Consider the following 18010-nt stretch of genomic DNA (forward strand, 5'->3'; position numbering starts at 1 on the left):
GAAATCTTGACAAAAAACATCAGTTTCATATGCTTGAATAGAAAAAAAGATAAAAAATTGGAAAAAAAAATAAGCCTTTTAATTGTATGTTAAAAGGCTTTGATTGTTTAAATAAAATTGTTGATTACCCGGGAAATACTCTCTGAAAAAAGGATTCTAAAACAATATTCTCATCTAATCCGAACTTTTTCTTTAGTCGGTATTTGGTCATTCTGACACTCTTAGGTTCCACATTAAGTAGGTTGGCAATCTGCTTAGTATCCATCCCAAGATAAATGTAAGCACAATATTTCAAATCCAGAGCAGTAAGTTTTTGCTTAGCTTTTTCATTGACATTTTTAAAGAAATCCGGATGCAGTTCCTGGATGGTAAATCTGATCTTTTCAAAATCATTATCAACTCGGTTTTCTCCTTTTACCATCTGATGAATATTAATATCAGTATCGGAAAGCTGAGTCTGAAGTTGCTGCAGAACCTCATTCTTATGCTGAATATGCAATTGGCTGGCCAGTACCTCACTTTGAAGCTTTTGCTGTTGAAGAGTAAGGAGCGCCTGTTCGGCTTTTAATCTTGCCTGTTCCTCTTGCTGAAGTTTAATCTCCATTTCTGCTTCGTGTTTTTCCGTATCAAGCTTATTTTCTCTTTCTATAGAATACCTGAGTTTAAAATGATAAGAACGAAACATAAAGAAAGCACCAATCAATCCAATAATTCCCAAACCGATGTATAACAGCTTCTCTTTTTTCAGGCTGGCAGTTTTTTCAGTAAGGGACTTGAGCTTAGATTCTTTTTTCTGAGACTGGTATTGAGCTTCCAGTCTTTTTGCCGTTTCTGCCTGTCCTTCGTCAAAGAGAAGATTGCTGTATTCCGTTACTTTTGTTTCGTACTCATATGCTTTCCTGTAGTTTTTCTCTCTGGCATACAGCTCAGCAAGGTTTTTTACCACATTGATCATGACATGGTAATAAACTGGCTGTTGCGTAAGAAGAATCTGCTCTGCTTTTAAAAGATATTGTTCTGATAAAGCATCATTCTGATCCCGTGATGCCAGATTGCTTAAAATACCAAGCGCACCAGCCTGCATCCCCTGGTTAAGAGTTGTATGCTGTGTAAGCTTCAGAATTTCGTTGGCATTATTTTGAATTTCTGTACGGATTTCCGGAGTCATAACAGGATAGCTCAGATAATAATTGGTAAGATTCAGTAATGCCATTGCATGTACATGGGCTGAGACATGACCAGGAAATTGATGGTACAAGGCAACAGCTTTTTTACACATCTCTATGACTGGTTTCAGATCTTGTAATTTTCCGCTTTTTTCATATTGGAAAGAATAACAGACAGCCAGCGCCGAATAGGTAGAACTAAGTAGATTTTTGTTTCCCGCTTTTTCGGCAAGCTCTATGGATTTTTTTGCATATTTGGTGGCGTTCTCCGCATCGTTCCATTCTGTATAAATTCCATAAAGAAGATAATTCAGTTTTGCATTTAATAAGATTTCAGAAGATTGTTTTTCAACAACGGGAAGAACTTTCTGAACCAGCTTAATTGTATTTTCAAGTTCACCAAGCGCGTTTCTGTAATAGATATTCAGATAAGTGGCATATAATTCCGCAGTTTTATTATTACTCTTTTGAACAATTGCATTCGCCGCATCTATAATAGATGGAACCTTGTCATATTCAGCCTGATTAAGTTTAATGACTCCTTTTTGACTAAGAGCTTTTACCTCTTCAGCATAATTCTTTTCCTTTTGAGCAAGTTCCAGCTGTTGCTGAACATATTTTTCAGCTACGGAATATTGATCACTGACTCTGTAATATTCGGTAAGCTCATTATAAATTCTGAATTTTTCTGCAACAGAAATATGATCTTCATTCAACTGGCCTTTAAGACCATCAATAAATGTATTCTGTGCAGGATATAAAGTGCAGATAAAAAGTATACAGTATAAAAGTGAGTACCTTAATTTCATAGGGTGAAAGTACAAAAATTGCAGACACCTGTCAATTTCCTGTATTAAAAAGAAGAAACAGGGGTTGTTTTTAAATTTCTGTAAATCAGTATTTTATTTATTCTTGTAGACGTTTTGTAGTCATCCGTAAGCTGCATTGAAGATGTTTTGTAGTTGCTTAAAAGAACGTTAGCATCTTTTTCTGTCGCAATTTTGACTTAGAAAAATCAAAGAATATTAATTTAAAATTTTATGGTTATGGACAACAAAACATTATCAATTGTATCTTACATCACCCTTTTCGGATGGCTAATTTCTTTCGTTGTCGGAAAGGAAAAATCCGACAGCCTTTTAAAATATCACCTGAAACAATCTTTGGGGCTGATACTTTTTTCTATTGTATTATCCATCATTCTTAATATCATACTGATGGTTACCAAAATTGGAGTTTTGGGAATATTGGGTTTCATTCCTTTGATACTGATGATTATCGGAATTATCAATGCTGCCAATAATGTTGAAAAACCTTTGCCATTGATCGGAAAAATATTTGAAGATAAGTTTTCTTTTATCGGATAGGATTCAAAAAATTTGGCAAAAACCTAATATTTAATTAGAATTATGAAAAGACCATTAATCATTGCAGGAATTCTTTTTTTAAGCTTTTCTGTTATATCATGTGATAAACTGGAAAAAGTTAAAGAAAAGCTGTCGCAGAATGATAGTGGAAAGGTAAACCCTTTCAGTGTTAATTCCGGGGATGCAAACAGAGATATTATTTCTTTTAATAACAAGGTCGTGAAAATGGATGACGAGCAGTCAGATTTTATCAAAGATTTTCAGAATGTATTGATACAAATGGAAGATTATGTAAAAAATGCTGAGGCAAACCCGCAGTTTTCCGGTATTATGCCCATTTTTACCCCTTCAGTGATGTTGTACACCCGTCAGGAATTAAAGGCTCCGGATGTATTGGGAAAAGATTTTCAGAATCTTGTGGATAAGATGAAGGAGACAATGACCCAGCTGGAATCTTTGAAAAAGGAACTGGACAATTACAAACAGGCAGAAGACTGGAAAGATGATAAAGGAAAGAAAGTTGCTGAAATCAACGAAAAGGCAATAAAACTTATCAAAGAAAACCGTACAGCGGCCAATGATTTATTTAGCAAGCTTTCCCTAAGAGCAGATAAAGCAGAAGTAGAGGTGCTTAAAGATCATCCGCTTAAAACGCAGATTATACAATCCAGGGAGATTATGGAGCTGACTCAGAAAATCATTGATGATTCCTATGATGTAACGGATATGAATGTCTATAAAAATAAATTTTCCCAGCAATATCAGCAGATGGAAAAATTATATAACAAAAATATTAACGAAAAAATTCCGTCTTCAGAAAAACAGAAGGAAAACAGTTATCAGGCATTCAACAATTCAGTCAATGATTTCCTGGGTAAAATGAGAATCGTACAGCGAAGCCTGAATGAAAACAATCAGGACCTGAACCGTGATCTTGATAATCTGGAAAGAGAAGCAGGATATGTTCTTGACCGTTATAACACTTTTGTAGATTAATTCACCAGAAATTTAAACCCGGAATTAAAAAACATTAGAAATTACCCTGAGTATAGCAGAGTTCTGACTATTGAGAGCTGATTCCTATGCTAATTGTTGCAGTTATTTTGATTCCGGATGGTTATGTATGATAAAAACAGATAGCTATAATCATGAAACTGACTATGCCTATAGAGAATAGAATGTGTTGATTTGACAGGATAAAGGTAATTTTACCATCCGTTTTAAAAGGAAATAAATATGGATTTTGAAATTTTGAAACAGCAAATAGAGGATGCACTAAACTAAATGATCAAAAATACAAAAGTGAATGTCTGAACTGGATGACTATCTGCGGCAATTAAAAGTATGACGAATTAAAAAAACACTTTAAATATATAAATATGAAGCCCGATAAAATAATTGCCTCAGAAGTCTCTAAATGATCTTTCACTACGTAATCACAAACCAAAATATAAAAAGAACAATAACAGTAATTATGAATAATTATAAATTTTACAGACAAGAAGGAAACCAGTATATTTTTAAAAATCAACCGGTATTTGTATCCGTGCTTTGTATTTTTTTTCTCATCATCGCGGCATTGATTTTTAATAGTGTAAGAATAGGAAGCTACATTATTATTGCTGTGGTGGTACTTATTTTAATCAATTTCTTTACCAAGAAATTTATCATTGATTTGGACCGGAAAACGATTACCGGAAAACACTCCATTTTTGTTCCGGTAAAAACTTATCCTATAGAAAATTTCAGAAATTTTCATGTTTTGGCCACCAAATATCTAGGTTTTATCACCACAAATGTAATGCTGTCAATGTATTTTGAAGTTGATGGAAGAGAAAATCAGCTTACGATTGGACAGGCTCTTACCGAAAAAGGAATACAGAAAATGGTTAACGAGACAGAAGATATTTTAAACCTTAATAATCCTGAGAATGGATATCAGAGACCGCTATAGATTTGAGGAAAACGGAAGTGAAATAAGCTTTATGCCCAATTATGGTTTTCTGCGTACTTTGATATGGTGGCTGGCATTAGGAGTGATCGCTCTTCCGTTGATTATCGGCTTTTTCATAGATAAGATATCTGGTGACCAGTTTAAAATTACAATAGGATTGTGGGCTATTTATATGATTTACTTTCTGTTTGATCTCTTTTTCAGAATTCCGGTAAAATATATCTTTGATAAATCAGAGAGGTGCATTTACAGAAAATTATTACTATCCAGGAAGCTCATGAATTTTGATGAAATGACCTATTTCGTGAATGATGAAAGAGGTGGCTATTATTATTCCATTGGAAAAAAAAGAAATCAGTTTGTGAAAAACTACAGGATAAGCAATTATTTTTCAGGATCAAAAGCTTCTGAAAGGAGAGAAGATGAATATATCAAAGAAATTTTAGGTCCTGTTTTGCTTGCTGTAGGAATTCCTCTGAATCCGCCGGAGTAATAAATAAAGAGGATAAAAACTAATACTATGAAAATGGAAGTATAACCATTCCCATCCCTCGTTAGGTGGTAAAATTCGGAGAATTTTTGACGGTGGTCATTAGCGAAACAACAATCAACATTTTATGGACTAAACAAAAGCTCCGGCTGGTTCAGAGAACCAGCCGGAGCTTATATTATAAATACTAATCTTAGTTAGCCAAAATTCTCTTCACAGCTTCTTTCACAGCTTCAGAATCAATTTTATACTTCTTCATCAGTTCAGCAGGGGTTGCAGACTCTCCGAAAGTATCATTCACCGCTACAAACTCCTGTCTTGTAGGCCTTCTTCTTGCAAGCATACCTGCAACAGATTCTCCTAAACCACCAAGGAAGTTGTGCTCTTCAGCCGTCACAATTTTACCTGTTTTTTCTACAGATTTTAAAATGATCTCTTCATCAAGAGGCTTAATTGTGTGAATGTTGATCACCTCACATGAAATACCTTCTTTCTCAAGCTCATCAGCTGCTACAAGAGATTCCCATACAAGGTGTCCGGTTGCAACGATGGTTACATCAGTACCTTCCTGAAGCATGATTCCTTTTCCGATTTCGAAAGGCAAATCTTCAGGGATGAATACAGGAACTACCGGTCTTCCGAATCTTAAATATACAGGACCTTCGAAATCTGCAATCGCCAATGTAGCTGCTTTAGTCTGGTTGTAATCACAAGTGTTGATTACAGTCATTCCCGGAAGCATTTTCATCATACCGATATCTTCAAGAATCTGGTGCGTAGCCCCGTCTTCTCCTAAAGTAAGACCTGCGTGAGATGCACAGATTTTTACGTTTTTGTCAGAATAAGCAATTGACTGACGGATCTGGTCATATACCCTTGAAGTAGAGAAGTTGGCAAAAGTTCCTGTGAAAGGAATCTTTCCTGTAATGCTAAGACCTGCAGCAATTCCCATCATGTTAGCTTCAGCAATTCCTATCTGAAAGAATCTTTCAGGAGCTTTCTCAATGAATTTCTCCATTTTCAAAGAACCGATAAGGTCTGCACAAAGTGCTACTACATTAGGATTTTTGTCAGCGAGTTCTGCTAATCCTGCTCCGAATCCTGAACGAGTGTCCTTTTTTTCTGTATATGTATATTTCATTTTTACTAAAGTTTTTGATCATTGATAAATGATGAGAGATTAAACATATTATAAATCATTTATCAATAATAATTTATCATTTATAATTAATAATCAGCCGGAGCTTCCAGGTACAATTGCTTGAATGCTGTGTCTAACTGCTCATCATTAGGAGCTTTACCATGCCATGCATGAGATCCCATCATATAATCTACTCCATAACCCATTTCTGTATGAAGAAGAATAGCTACAGGCTTTCCTTTTCCGGTTTCTGTTTTTGCTTTCTCAAGAATTGCAATGACCGCTTCAAGATCATTACCGTTCTTTTCTTCCAGAACAATCCAGCCGAATGCTTCCAGTTTTGCATGAAGATTTCCCAGACTTAATACATCATCTGTATCTCCGTCAATCTGACGTCCGTTATAATCAATAGTAGAAATGATATTATCGACTTTTTTAGCAGCAGCATACATCAATGCCTCCCAGATCTGACCTTCCTGAAGCTCACCATCTCCGTGAAGAGAGTAAACAAGAGACTGATCACCATCTAATTTTTTACCCTGTGCTACTCCAAGTGCTACAGAAAGTCCCTGTCCAAGTGAACCTGAAGCAATTCTAACTCCCGGAAGTCCTTCATGTGTAGTAGGGTGCCCCTGTAATCTTGAATCTAATTTTCTGAAAGTACTCAGTTCTTCAACCGGGAAGAAACCGAATCTTGCCAGAGTAGAGTAGAATACCGGGGAAATATGTCCGTTTGATAGATAAAAATGATCTTCATTTTTGCCTTCCATTGTGAAAGGAAGCTTATAGTTCATTACCTTTCCGTAAAGGGCTGTGAAGAACTCTGTACAGCCTAAGCTACCACCCGGGTGTCCTGAATTTACAGCGTGAACCATTCTTAAAATGTCTCTTCTGATCTGCGTAGTAAGAGTTTTTAACTCTTCAATACTTTTACTCATTATATCTGATTTATTTGTATGCGAATTTACAATTTTTTACCGGAAATGCCGGTCTCGGGATATAAAAACCCGGATTTGTATGATTAATTTAATACTCCGCTTTTAACAGCCTTCATTGAGGTAAACGGAAATTTCAGTAACAATATTATTAACAAATTTAAAGCTTAATAGGGTTCCCGCCTGGCTGTCCTCAATATTGAAATAACCCGAATCCTTAACCGGCTTATCGTTTTTATCCCAATCCGGACGCACACTGAAATTAGGGTAATTTCTATAAGCGTTAATGAGGTCATCCCTTGTGCTTCCGACTCCGATCCCGCTTTTGGTTTTAAATTTTTTACTTGTTGTTGTCATATACGTGATAGAAGGGACACTAGGATTAGCTTCATTGATATAATTATCAAAAAGATCAATCTGAATAACCTCTCCATTATATTTTACGATGTTTTTTTTCTCTCCGTTAGAATTACCCAGTTTTATTCCCGCGATTTTCTCAGCTTCAACCTTTGGCATGAAGACCTTAAAGGGTCCGATTCTTAATGTTGATACTTCAAAATTCTCCTGAGCATTCATAAAGCTAAGTGTTAATAGAAATGTGAAAATTGTAATAATTTTTTTCATGGTTTTTTAATTTCTGTTTTTTTTATTTTAATGAGTTTATTGTCTTGTTTATTTTATCCACTTCAAAGATATTGAAATACGTTGAGTAACGATTTATTAAAAAGAAAAAAAATAAACTATTCTCTTTTGCTTTAATGCTTTAAATATAAGGTTTCTTGTTGTTTTTGTAAATTTATATTCATTTTTTTGAATTTTATTATGTGACAATCAGATTAATTTAATTAATTTTATAATTCAAGAATTTTTGATTTATTTTTCTTTGACTAAAAATTTTTCGGTCTTTGATTGATGTTCAAAATGAATAAAAATTACATACCATTATATATGAAAATTAAACAATTATTTTATTTGGGGATATTCATTATATCCGTTTCCTCAGGGAAAGCCCAGGATTTTTTTACGGTAATCAGTGAAAGGTCTATTAAAGCAGATCCTAAAAACAGAACCGTACAACCGGAAAAGTCACTGACCTATACATTGGATGTGGCCGGAATGAAAAATTATTTTAATACTGTTCCGGAATTAAAAGACAGTGATCGTAAAGATAACGCACCAGTTATTGTACTGCCAATGCCTGATGGCACAAAAGCAAAATTCAGAATCTGGAAATCTTCAGTGATGGCTCCGGAATTGGCAGGTCAGTTTCCTCAGATTGTTACTTTTACAGGGCAGGGAATTGACGATAAGTATGCTACGATAAAACTGGATTTTACCGAATTAGGATTCCATGCACAGATAAAATCTGCAGTAGCAGGGGATACTTATATTGATCCTTATGCAAAACAGGATATTAACAATTATATTATTTACAGAAAAAGTGATTTAATTGATAAAAATCCAAGAACCTGCGGAGTAAAAGATGAAGACGATTCTCCGTTAGGAAAAAAAAACGCTCAGAAAACCGTAAGTCCAAGCGTAGGAACTCAAATTAGAGTTTTCAGACTTGCTGTTGCCTGTACAGGTGAATATGCTGTGGCAGCAACAGGTTCTGCTACTCCTACTGTTGCACAGACACTTTCAGCGATTGTAACTTCTGTAAACAGAGTAAATGGAGTCTATGAGCAGGAAGTAGCTTCAAGACTGGTATTGGTAGCTAATGAAACCAATGTAGTCTTTACGAATGCGACTTCAGATCCATTTACCGGAAATAACGATGCCGGTACGCTGATTGATGAAAGCCAGACTCAGATTGATTTGCTGATAGGAAATGCCAATTATGATATCGGACATACTTTCAGTACCGGAGGTGGTGGACTTGCTTGGTTAGGGGCAATTTGTAGCAGTACCAATAAAGGAAGAGGAATCACGGGTTCTCCTAACCCTGTAGGTGATCCTTATGATATTGATTATGTAGCTCATGAAGTAGGGCATCAGTTTGGAGGGCCACATACTTTTAATGCAACTACAGGAAGCTGTGGTGGTGGAAATCGTAATGCAGCCACTGCTGTAGAACCTGGAAGCGGGATTACCATTATGGCTTATGCAGGAATTTGTGGAAGTACAAATAACTTAGCGGCTAACAGTATTCCTACTTTCCATACAAAATCATTCCAGTCTATCACGGCAAAAGTTCAGTCAACAACATGTCAGGTGACTATTCCTTCCAATAATTTCGCTCCTACTGTAAATGCTGGCGGTGATTATACAATTCCTAAAGGTACACCATTCAGACTGGAAGGATCTGCTTCAGATATAGATAACAACCCACTTACTTACAGTTGGGAACAGAATGATGTAGGGCCTGCAGGTGACTGGAATGCTCCAACAGGAAATGCACCGCTGTTCAGATCATACGTTCCGGTAACAGTTCCTTACAGATATTTTCCAAAACTTACAGATGTGATTAATGGTACTGTTTCCAAAGGAGAAGTTAGACCTTCTTACGCAAGAACAATGGAATTCAGACTGACTGTAAGAGATAACAATGCAGGTTGCGCAGGGGTTTCAAACGATGATGCTATTATTACTGTAGATGGTAACTCAGGGCCGTTTACTGTAACAGCACCTACTACAGCAGTAAACTGGGCAGGGAATTCTACCCAAACCATAACATGGAATGTTGCCAATACAACTGCATTCCCGGTAAATGCCGCTACTGTAAATATTTACCTTTCGACAGACGGAGGTCTTACTTATCCTACACTGCTCTTAGGTTCTACTCCGAACGACGGTTCCGAGACAGTTACCATTCCTAACGTGAATACAACGCAGGCCAGAATTATGGTAGCTGCAGAAACGAACGTCTTCTATAATATTAACCCGATTAACTTTACTATTACCCAAACATTGGGAGTGAATGAAGCATCTGCAAATAAAGATGTATTTGTAGTATACCCTAATCCAAGTAAAGGATTGCTGAATGTTCAGTTTGCCAATTCAAATGAAGTGTATGATATTACAATCTATGATGTAAGTGGGAAACTGGTATTCGCTAAGGCAAATAATAAACTGAATCATGATAAAACAGGTACTTTCGACTTGTCTTACCTGATTAAAGGAGATTATCTGATTAAAGTTAAATCTAAGAATATAGATAAAACAATCAAGTGGATTAAAGAATAATCCATCCGGGTTATGATATAAAAGCGGCTGTTTTCAATTGAAAACAGCCGCTTTATTTTTTTATTTTAATTATGCTACTCTTAAATGTTGTCTGTCTTTTACCAGCCATAGGCCAATAAAAGTTAATAAGCCATTCAGAACAATCAGCTCTACGCCGATTCTGTAATCTGTATAAGTGGTAACCGCCAGATTGATCAGGTAGGTCAGTACAGGAGCTAAGATCGTTACGGTAAGAATAGAGTACTTTCTTGAAATCTGAAATTTGGTGAAAATTCCGAAAGCGAAGAGTCCTAATAGCGGTCCGTAAGTATACCCTGCAATTTCCATGATAAGATAAACAATAGACTTGTCATTCATTGCTTTGAAAACCATAATAAGAATGAAGAAAACAACAGTGAAAGTTAAATGCACTTTCATACGAAGACGTTTCTTTTCTTTTTCGTTTTTGGTTTTATCCTCATTAAGGTTCAATAGATCAACACAATATGAACTTGTTACAGCTGTCAGAGCTCCATCAGCTGAAGGGAATAATGCGGAAATCAATCCGATAATAAAAATAACGGAAATAGCCATCGGGAAATATCCCTGAAGTGACAGCGCCGGGAAAAGATCATCTCCCATGATATTTTTGATGTTTCCTGCAGTATCTTTAAATCCGAAAATATTCGTTACTGTTTCACCGTTTATTGTTCCATATTCTGCTCCATGCTGCAGAGCAAAAAGGTACAATAGTCCCCCCAGGAATAAGAAGGCAAGGTTTACCAGAAGAAGCGTTCCTGCAAACGTAAGCATGTTTTTTTTGGAGTTCTTAAGATTATCCACAGAGATATTTTTCTGCATCATTTCTTGATCAAGCCCTGTCATGGCAATCGTAATAAAAATTCCTCCCAGAATGGTTTTCAGAAAAAAGGTTTTGGAATTAGGATCAAAATTGATGAAATGAGTATAATTTTTCTGCTCCAGAATCGTGTATGCTTCCCCAAAAGATAAGTTCAGGTTTGATAAAATATAAGTGATACATGCCACAAGACTGATGATCATAAAAGAGGTTTGCAGCGTATCTGTAATCACAATCGTTTTTACGCCACCTTCAAAAGTATACAGAAGAACCATCAGCAAAAGTACAAGTGAGGTTACCCAAAACGGAACTCCCAATCCTTCAAGCAGGAAAATCTGTAAAACGTTTACCACAAGATATAGCCTTGCCGTAGCACCAATTGCTCTTGAAATGATAAAAAAGATGGAGCCTATCTTATGAGCTTCCACATTGAACCTTTTTCCAAGATAAGTGTAAATGGAAGTCAGATTCATTTTATAATACAGCGGAAGTAATATGGCTGCAACAATAAAATATCCGATGAAAAACCCGATAACCATCATATAGTACTCAAAACCTCCGTAAATATATTCGGACCCGGTCATTTTTCCGACGGTTCCCGGAACTGAAATAAAAGTAACCCCGCTTAAGCTGGTCCCAATCATCCCAAATGCTACGAGCCACCATTTACTCTTTTTATTACCGATAAAAAATGACTGGTTATCAGAATTCCGGCTGGTGAAATAGGAAATCACCAAAAGACCGATAAAATAGACGAAAACAAATAGCAAAAGGATAGTTCCTGGATTCATGCCTGATTTTTAAATTTTAGCAAATATATAAAAAAGATCAGTCGTGAATCGTGAATTTAGTTCAGACACAATTTTTACATGAGAAACTGGTATTAAAAATAACTGCATCAAAAAACCTTCCGGATCTATTCCGGAAGGTTTGTATTGTAAGGGTGGAAACAGTGGTTAATTCACTAAAACATCCTGAAGTTCCTCACTTTTCTGGAAACTTGCCTTAGCGAAAGGGCAGAGCGGGATAATCTTTTTCCCGTTTTTTCTGGCGAAATCTACTGCTGCCAGAAGCATTTCCTTACCTACACCTTTTCCGTTGTAGGCTTCTTCCACCTCGGTGTGGTCAATAATAAATCTTTCTTCTCCCGCCCAGGTATACGTCATCATTCCTGCGCGTCTTCCATCTATGAAAGCTTCAAAACTTCCGTGTTTTTCGTCGTTGTTTTGTTTTACTTCGATCATACTATGAGAATTTGGTTAATATTTCTATGTCGTTGGTTAAGATTTTATGAACAGGGCATGCATCGGCAATGGTATGCAGTCTTTTTCTCTGTTCGTCGTCCAGAATACCTTCAAAGCTGATATCTCTTTTGAAGACAGCTCTTTTTGTTAACGGGAAATTTTCAAGCTCTACTTCCACATTGATGTTTTCCACATCCCATTCCTTTCTTTCAATATACATTCTCAATGTAGCAGCTGTACAGCTTGCCAGTGACGTTGCCAGAATTTCCAGAGGATTGAAGCCTTTATTCTGTCCGCCTTTATCAATCGGCTCATCAGTAATGATCTGATTTTCGCCGGCTGTTACTTCTGTATAATATTTTGTTTTTCCTAAACTTGCTTTTACTGTTACCGCCATTATTTTTCTGTGTTGAATTTATAACTTAATGCACCGGAGGGGCATTGGTCTATCTGTTTTCTAAGTTCTTCCGGGCTTGCGTTTTCCGCTTTTATCCAGGGTCTTTCTTTAGGATTGTAGACTTTTGGAAGCAATTTTACGCATACAGCCGAGTGGATACACTTTTGGGGCTGCCAGATGACAGTGATGTCGCCGTTGGGATATTCGTGTGTTTCCATATTAATTTTCTTTTAATGATTTTTCGATTCTTCTGTCCGGAATCAGCCATATGAGAGCCACGATATAATAAAAACCTATGGCAATATAAGGATAAAAAAATGAAGTAGCGATTCCCAGGACGTAAAATACAATAGAGATATATTCTTTATATTTTGAATGAATAGCCTCTTTCAGTTTTGAATCTTCCCCTTCACAGCGGATGATTACATGCTCCAGAACGGTATAAGCAATCGCTGACATAATGAGTCCGATACCATAGACAGCTACAGGATTTTTTGCAAAACCTGTAGTGCCGATCCATTCTGTAGCAACAGGCATCAGAGAGAGCCAGAATAACAGATGAAGATTGGCCCAAAGAATGCTGCCATTTACTTTTTTTACGGTCTGAAACAAATGGTGGTGGTTATTCCAGTAGATCCCCACATAAATAAAACTGAAGATATAAGCCAGAAACTTAGGAAGAAGAGGTTTGAGACTGGTCCAGCTATTTCCTTCCGGCACTTTCAGTTCAAGTACCATAATGGTGATAATAATAGCCAGAACACCGTCACTGAAAGCCTCAAGTCTTCCCTTAGTCATTTGTTTTTACCTGATTTTTAAAATTCTGTATTTTACCTTTCAGGTCATTCAGCATATCCGGATTGATCACTCCGCTTTCCATATCAAAATTTTCATAAAATTTAGGTAATGAAAATGTATCCTTGATATCTGCTGCGAACTGTGGGAAAAATGTTTTTGCTGTATTCATCACATTTCCGCCGCCATAACCTCCTGGAGAGGTGCTCATCAGAAGCATTGGTTTGTTCTGAAATACTTTTACATTGATCCTGGAAGCCCAGTCAAAAACATTTTTAAAAGCAGCACTGTAAGAACGGTTGTGCTCTGCAAGAGAGCAGATGATAACATCACATTCCTCAATAACTTTTAAAAACTGATGAGCCTGATCAGGAAAACCCTTCTTTTCAAGATCTACAGAGAAAACAGGCATGGTGAAATCGTTGAGGTCAATCAGATTGATTTCTTCATCCTGAAAATCTTTCAGAACAAATTTTACCAGTTCCTTGTTGATAGACGTGGAAGACGTACTTCCTGCAAATGCTAATATTTTCATGGTAATAAATCGGGCTGCAGTTATTTTCTGTTTAAAATAGCCTTAGGAAGCGGAACATATTCGTTTTCGTCACCTGGTACCAATGGAAATGCCTCGTGATTCTGGTCATTCCAGTTTACTTTTGCCTGCTCAATTAATTCTTTATCAGAGTTGACGAAATTCCAGAATATAAAACGCTCTTCATCAAAGGGCTCGCCACCGAAAAGATAAACCGTTCCGTTTTCACTCATATCAAACTCACAAAGCTTGGTGTCTTTAGCGATCATCAGCTGTTTTGAACCATAAGAGTTTCCCTCTGTTGTCACAGTTCCATCCAGAACGTACATTGCCGCTTCTCCGTAAAGATCCTTTCCGATGCTGATTTTCTTAGCTTCTTTGGTTTTAATTTCAAGGAAAAATAACTTGCTGTGTACAGGGACCGGAGAGGTTCTGCCGAATGCTTCACCGGCTATTAATTTATACTGAATGCCATCTTCTTCCCAAACCGGAATATCATCCGCTTCGATATGATGGAAGGTAGGTTCTGATTGCTCAAGGTGCTTTGGAAGTCCTACCCAGATCTGGAATCCGTGCAGTCTTTTATCACTGTGCCTTAAATATTCAGGAGTTCTTTCAGAATGTACCACTCCTTTTCCGGCAGTCATCCAGTTTACTGCACCCGGTTTTATTTCAATAGCACTTCCGATGCTGTCTCTGTGGAAAATAGAGCCTTCCAGCAGATAAGTTAACGTAGATAAACCGATATGAGGATGTGGCGGAACATCAAGATTCTGATAATCTTTCAATTCTGATGGTCCCATATGATCAATAAAAACAAAAGGTCCTACAGCTCTTTTTTCACGGAAAGGAAGAAGTCTTCCTACCAGGAAATTACCGATATCCGCTGCTTTTTCTTCAATGATAAGTCCAATATTTGACATAATGATGTGATACTTTTTTAAATGTTATTTAATTGAATTGATGAAAGTGTTTAGAGTTTGTCATATCCTTCAAATCTCTCATCCACGATACGCTTCCATTCAGGATGCTTTCTGATAAAGGCGAAAACATAAGGACAGAACGGTAGAAGTTTTTTCCCGCTCTCTTCAATATAATTGAGTGTTTTTTCCACTACGGCTGCGGCTGCACCTGTTCCTGCCAGTTCAGCATCTGCCTCAGTATGAATTAAAGAGATCTGGTGCATAGTCTCACGATAATCAATAAATGCGTGATACCCGTTGACTTCTATTTCAAATCTTTTTTCTGCTTTTACAAGAGGTATATTTTCAAATTCAGGTTTCATAATTTTTTGCATTAAAGGATTCTGTTTCCAAATAGGATAAACAGAACATATTCATGATAATAGCTAAACCTTACAGGTTTCTGAAACCCGTAAGGTTTGCCATCATATAAAGTTAATAAAAAAGGAATAATTAAAGATTACGATAAATTTAATTCTTTTAATCTTCCAGATATCCGAATTTTCCGGTATTGAAATCCTCGAAAGCCTGCATGATTTCCTCCCTGGAATTCATAACAAAAGGACCATGAGGATAAATCGGTTCGTTGATAGGCTCACCACTGATGATCAGAACAACAGCGTCTTCTTTTGCTTCAATGTTAAATGTTTCCCCTTCATTCTTGAACAGGATAAAATGATCCTGTTTAACTCTTTCCTCGCCATTAATAATAACACTTCCTTCAATAACCAGAGCAGCTGTATTGAAATGAGCAGGGAAATTAAAATCAGCTTTTCCTCCTGATTTAAGTTTGGCATTCATCATGTGAACCGGTGTGAATGTACTGGCGGGCCCTTTGTGACCATCATATTCTCCGGCAATCACTTCTACAAAACCATTATCACCTAGATCTACTTTTTCCATCTTAGAGTTTTCAATAGCCTGATATTTTGGACAGCTCATTTTGTCTTTCGCCGGAAGATTCACCCAAAGCTGAACCATCTGGAAAATTCCTCCTTCTTTTGCCCATTCTGTTTCATGATATTCTTTATGAAGAACTCCTTTAGCGGCAGTCATCCACTGAACATCACCTTCTCCGATAACACCGCCGCCGCCAGCGCTGTCGTGGTGCTCTACTTTTCCGCTGTATGCTATTGTTACGGTTTCAAAACCTCTGTGTGGATGTACGCCAACACCTCTTGGTCTGTCTGATCCGTTAAAGTGAAACTTTGAATTGTAATCCAGCATAATGAACGGATCCATTCTTTTCATATCCAATCCAGGTACTCCCGGAATGAAATTATGAACCCTGAATCCATCGCCTACAAAATGCGCAGGTTTTGGAGATACTACGATTTCTATTTTTTTAGTTGCCATCACATTGTTGATTTATGTAAACAAAATTACCATAGTTACCTGTGAAAAGCATTGATCTGTGTTAAGTTCGTGAGAGGGGAAAGCGAAGTGGAAAAACTTCGAATCGCAAAATGGCAAAACTGCAAATGAGCAGAACTGCTCTGCATTATGTTTCACTATTTCGCCCTTTTGCGATTTTACTTTTTTACCTTTTAGCCTTTTACTATTTCCCTTACAATTATTCCTCCTTCGACTTCATATTCTTCCCGTCCGAAATATGCAGTCTCCTGAACACGAATCCCGATAAAATCGTTAATATCCCTACTGTAAGAAAAGTTAACCGGAATGCATTATGGATTTCTCCCTTGATGAGATCTGTGTTTTCATACAGCTTTAAAACAATCAGCCCGAAGGCTATTCCAAAGCCTATTGCCAGCTGTTGATTGACAGAGAGTAAAGAGTTTCCGCTACTGGTCTGAAAGTTCCGGAGATCTGCAATGGAAATGGTGTTCATGGAAGTGAACTGGATAGAGTTGAAAAAACCTAATATCGCGATGATTGGAACAAACCAGTACAGAGAAGTATGGATATCGGGAATGGCAAGCAGACAGATCAGAGTTCCGATAATGAACGTATTGATCATTAAAGTCTGACGATAGCCGTATTTATCTAAAATTTTAATCACATATGATTTCCCGAAGATCGCAGTTAAAGCCATAGGAGCAATGATCCAGCCTGAAGTTACTGCAGACTGTTTATAGGCAATCTGAATCATCAATGGCAGCAATAACGGAACGGAGCTGATTCCTAATCTGGTGGCAAGGTTTCCTACGATACCTACCCGGAAAGTCCTTACCTGAAACAGGTTTAAAGGGAAGATAGGATTTCCTCCTCTTTTGGCATGTTTGTAATAATAATACAGGAAAAGAAATCCCATAATAAATACAAGTAAAACAGGAGTAATATTTTGTATGTCTCCAAAAAGTTCCAATGAAACAGAAAGCAGGAGAGAGGCTGCTGCAAAAATCAGGAAACCTTTTAAATCAAAATCTACATCATCAGATTTATAGTCAGGCATGAATTTTAATCCCAAAAGAATTCCCAGAAGGCCAATCGGGATATTAATAAGAAATATCCAGTGCCACGAAAGATAATCTACCATATAGCCCCAACCAAAGGACCAAGTACGGGCCCGATAAGTGCAGGAATGATCGCAAAGTTCATTGCTTTGAGAAGTTCATTTTTATCAAAGGTCTTGATAAGTGCAAGTTTCCCTACAGGAGTCATCAAACTTCCTCCAACTCCCTGGATAACTCTTGAAATAACGAGATGAGTAAGGTTTTGAGATAATGAACAAAAGAGCGAACCCAGACTGAATAATATCAAAGAAAATATAAACACTTTTTTTGTCCCAAACCGGTCTGCAAGAAATCCGCTGGCCGGCATGAAAACTGCCAGGGTCAGAACGTAGCTGATAATGGCATTCTGCATATTGAGTGGTGACTCATTCAGATCTTTTGCAATTGCGGGTAGGGAAGTATTCAGAATTGTGGAATCCAGCATTTGCATAAAAATAGCAGTAGCCAGAATTAAGGGAAGTATTTTTTTTACGGATGTCTGTGGTGTATTTGCTTCTGTCATTTTGTACCGGCTGGGTTATAAAAAACT

18 protein-coding genes and 1 pseudogene are annotated in these 18010 nt (G+C 37.0%); 5 read left to right on the forward strand and 14 right to left on the reverse strand.

Annotation, left to right across the window (positions count from 1 at the left end; all coding sequences use genetic code 11):
• Nucleotides 1-124: 124 nt before the first annotated feature.
• Nucleotides 125-1975, reverse strand: coding sequence for a helix-turn-helix transcriptional regulator (locus tag EL165_RS21190; protein WP_002984435.1), 1851 nt, complete (start codon nt 1973-1975; stop codon nt 125-127).
• A 237-nt stretch (nt 1976-2212) separates the two neighbouring features.
• On the opposite strand from EL165_RS21190, the gene EL165_RS21195 reads away from it, so the two are divergent.
• From EL165_RS21195 to EL165_RS21210, 4 genes are all read left to right on the forward strand, one after another.
• The gene (locus EL165_RS21195; protein WP_041462160.1) at nt 2213-2533 is read left to right on the forward strand and encodes a magnetosome magnetite crystal formation protein family; all 321 of its coding nucleotides are present in this window, start codon (nt 2213-2215) and stop codon (nt 2531-2533) included.
• Between the two features lie 42 nt (nt 2534-2575).
• A complete protein-coding gene (locus EL165_RS21200; protein ID WP_002984432.1) occupies nt 2576-3529 on the forward strand; it encodes a DUF3829 domain-containing protein in 954 nt (317 codons plus the stop codon).
• 478 nt (nt 3530-4007) lie between these two features.
• Entirely contained in the window at nt 4008-4487 is a 480-nt protein-coding gene (locus tag EL165_RS21205; protein ID WP_050791185.1) for a hypothetical protein, read from the forward strand.
• Entirely contained in the window at nt 4465-4980 is a 516-nt protein-coding gene (locus tag EL165_RS21210) for a hypothetical protein (RefSeq protein WP_002984430.1), read from the forward strand. Before EL165_RS21205 ends, EL165_RS21210 begins: the two co-directional genes overlap by 23 nt.
• 190 nt (nt 4981-5170) lie before the next feature.
• Here EL165_RS21210 and EL165_RS21215 read toward each other — a convergent pair whose 3' ends face one another.
• The 3 genes from EL165_RS21215 to EL165_RS21225 all read right to left on the reverse strand — a co-directional run bounded on the left by EL165_RS21215 (nt 5171) and on the right by EL165_RS21225 (nt 7677).
• Entirely contained in the window at nt 5171-6118 is a 948-nt protein-coding gene (locus EL165_RS21215; RefSeq protein ID WP_002984428.1) for a transketolase family protein, read from the reverse strand.
• Nucleotides 6119-6204: 86 nt separating this feature from the next.
• Nucleotides 6205-7056, reverse strand: coding sequence for a transketolase (locus EL165_RS21220; RefSeq protein WP_002984427.1), 852 nt, complete (start codon nt 7054-7056; stop codon nt 6205-6207).
• Nucleotides 7057-7158: 102 nt separating this feature from the next.
• Nucleotides 7159-7677 (reverse strand): hypothetical protein, encoded by a 519-nt coding sequence (locus tag EL165_RS21225; protein ID WP_002984425.1) that lies wholly within the window; start codon nt 7675-7677, stop codon nt 7159-7161.
• 324 nt (nt 7678-8001) lie between these two features.
• Between EL165_RS21225 and EL165_RS21230 the strand changes: the two genes are divergently transcribed.
• Nucleotides 8002-10239 (forward strand): reprolysin-like metallopeptidase, encoded by a 2238-nt coding sequence (locus tag EL165_RS21230; RefSeq protein ID WP_164720348.1) that lies wholly within the window; start codon nt 8002-8004, stop codon nt 10237-10239.
• Nucleotides 10240-10308: 69 nt separating this feature from the next.
• On the opposite strand, the gene EL165_RS21235 is transcribed toward EL165_RS21230, so the two are convergent.
• From EL165_RS21235 to EL165_RS21280, 10 genes and pseudogenes are all read right to left on the reverse strand, one after another.
• On the reverse strand, nt 10309-11868 hold the full coding sequence (locus EL165_RS21235) for a sodium:solute symporter (protein ID WP_002984422.1): 1560 nt from the start codon (nt 11866-11868) through the stop codon (nt 10309-10311).
• A 165-nt stretch (nt 11869-12033) separates the two neighbouring features.
• On the reverse strand, nt 12034-12321 hold the full coding sequence (locus tag EL165_RS21240) for a GNAT family N-acetyltransferase (protein ID WP_002984420.1): 288 nt from the start codon (nt 12319-12321) through the stop codon (nt 12034-12036).
• Between the two features lies 1 nt (nt 12322).
• On the reverse strand, nt 12323-12718 hold the full coding sequence (locus tag EL165_RS21245; protein WP_002984417.1) for an OsmC family protein: 396 nt from the start codon (nt 12716-12718) through the stop codon (nt 12323-12325).
• Complete coding sequence (locus EL165_RS21250; protein WP_002984416.1) at nt 12718-12936, reverse strand: (4Fe-4S)-binding protein; 219 nt, start codon at nt 12934-12936, stop codon at nt 12718-12720. The genes EL165_RS21245 and EL165_RS21250 overlap by 1 nt, the downstream gene beginning before the upstream one ends.
• Nucleotide 12937: 1 nt before the next feature.
• Nucleotides 12938-13516 (reverse strand): TMEM175 family protein, encoded by a 579-nt coding sequence (locus EL165_RS21255; RefSeq protein ID WP_002984414.1) that lies wholly within the window; start codon nt 13514-13516, stop codon nt 12938-12940.
• The gene (locus EL165_RS21260) at nt 13509-14048 is read right to left on the reverse strand and encodes an NADPH-dependent FMN reductase (protein ID WP_002984412.1); all 540 of its coding nucleotides are present in this window, start codon (nt 14046-14048) and stop codon (nt 13509-13511) included. The genes EL165_RS21255 and EL165_RS21260 overlap by 8 nt, the downstream gene beginning before the upstream one ends.
• A gap of 20 nt (nt 14049-14068) precedes the next feature.
• Nucleotides 14069-14968 carry a pirin family protein gene (locus EL165_RS21265; RefSeq protein WP_002984410.1) on the reverse strand — a complete coding sequence of 300 codons (900 nt, stop codon included), beginning with the start codon at nt 14966-14968 and terminating at the stop codon, nt 14069-14071.
• Between the two features lie 50 nt (nt 14969-15018).
• Complete coding sequence (locus EL165_RS21270) at nt 15019-15330, reverse strand: GNAT family N-acetyltransferase (RefSeq protein WP_041462155.1); 312 nt, start codon at nt 15328-15330, stop codon at nt 15019-15021.
• A gap of 157 nt (nt 15331-15487) precedes the next feature.
• Nucleotides 15488-16363 carry a pirin family protein gene (locus EL165_RS21275; protein WP_002984406.1) on the reverse strand — a complete coding sequence of 292 codons (876 nt, stop codon included), beginning with the start codon at nt 16361-16363 and terminating at the stop codon, nt 15488-15490.
• A gap of 217 nt (nt 16364-16580) precedes the next feature.
• Nucleotides 16581-17983 (reverse strand): annotated as a pseudogene (locus tag EL165_RS21280) (MFS transporter).
• Between the last annotated feature and the right edge of the window lie 27 nt (nt 17984-18010).

It is taken from the genome of Chryseobacterium gleum (assembly GCF_900636535.1).
In the GTDB taxonomy this organism is placed as follows: Bacteria; Bacteroidota; Bacteroidia; order Flavobacteriales; family Weeksellaceae; genus Chryseobacterium; species Chryseobacterium gleum.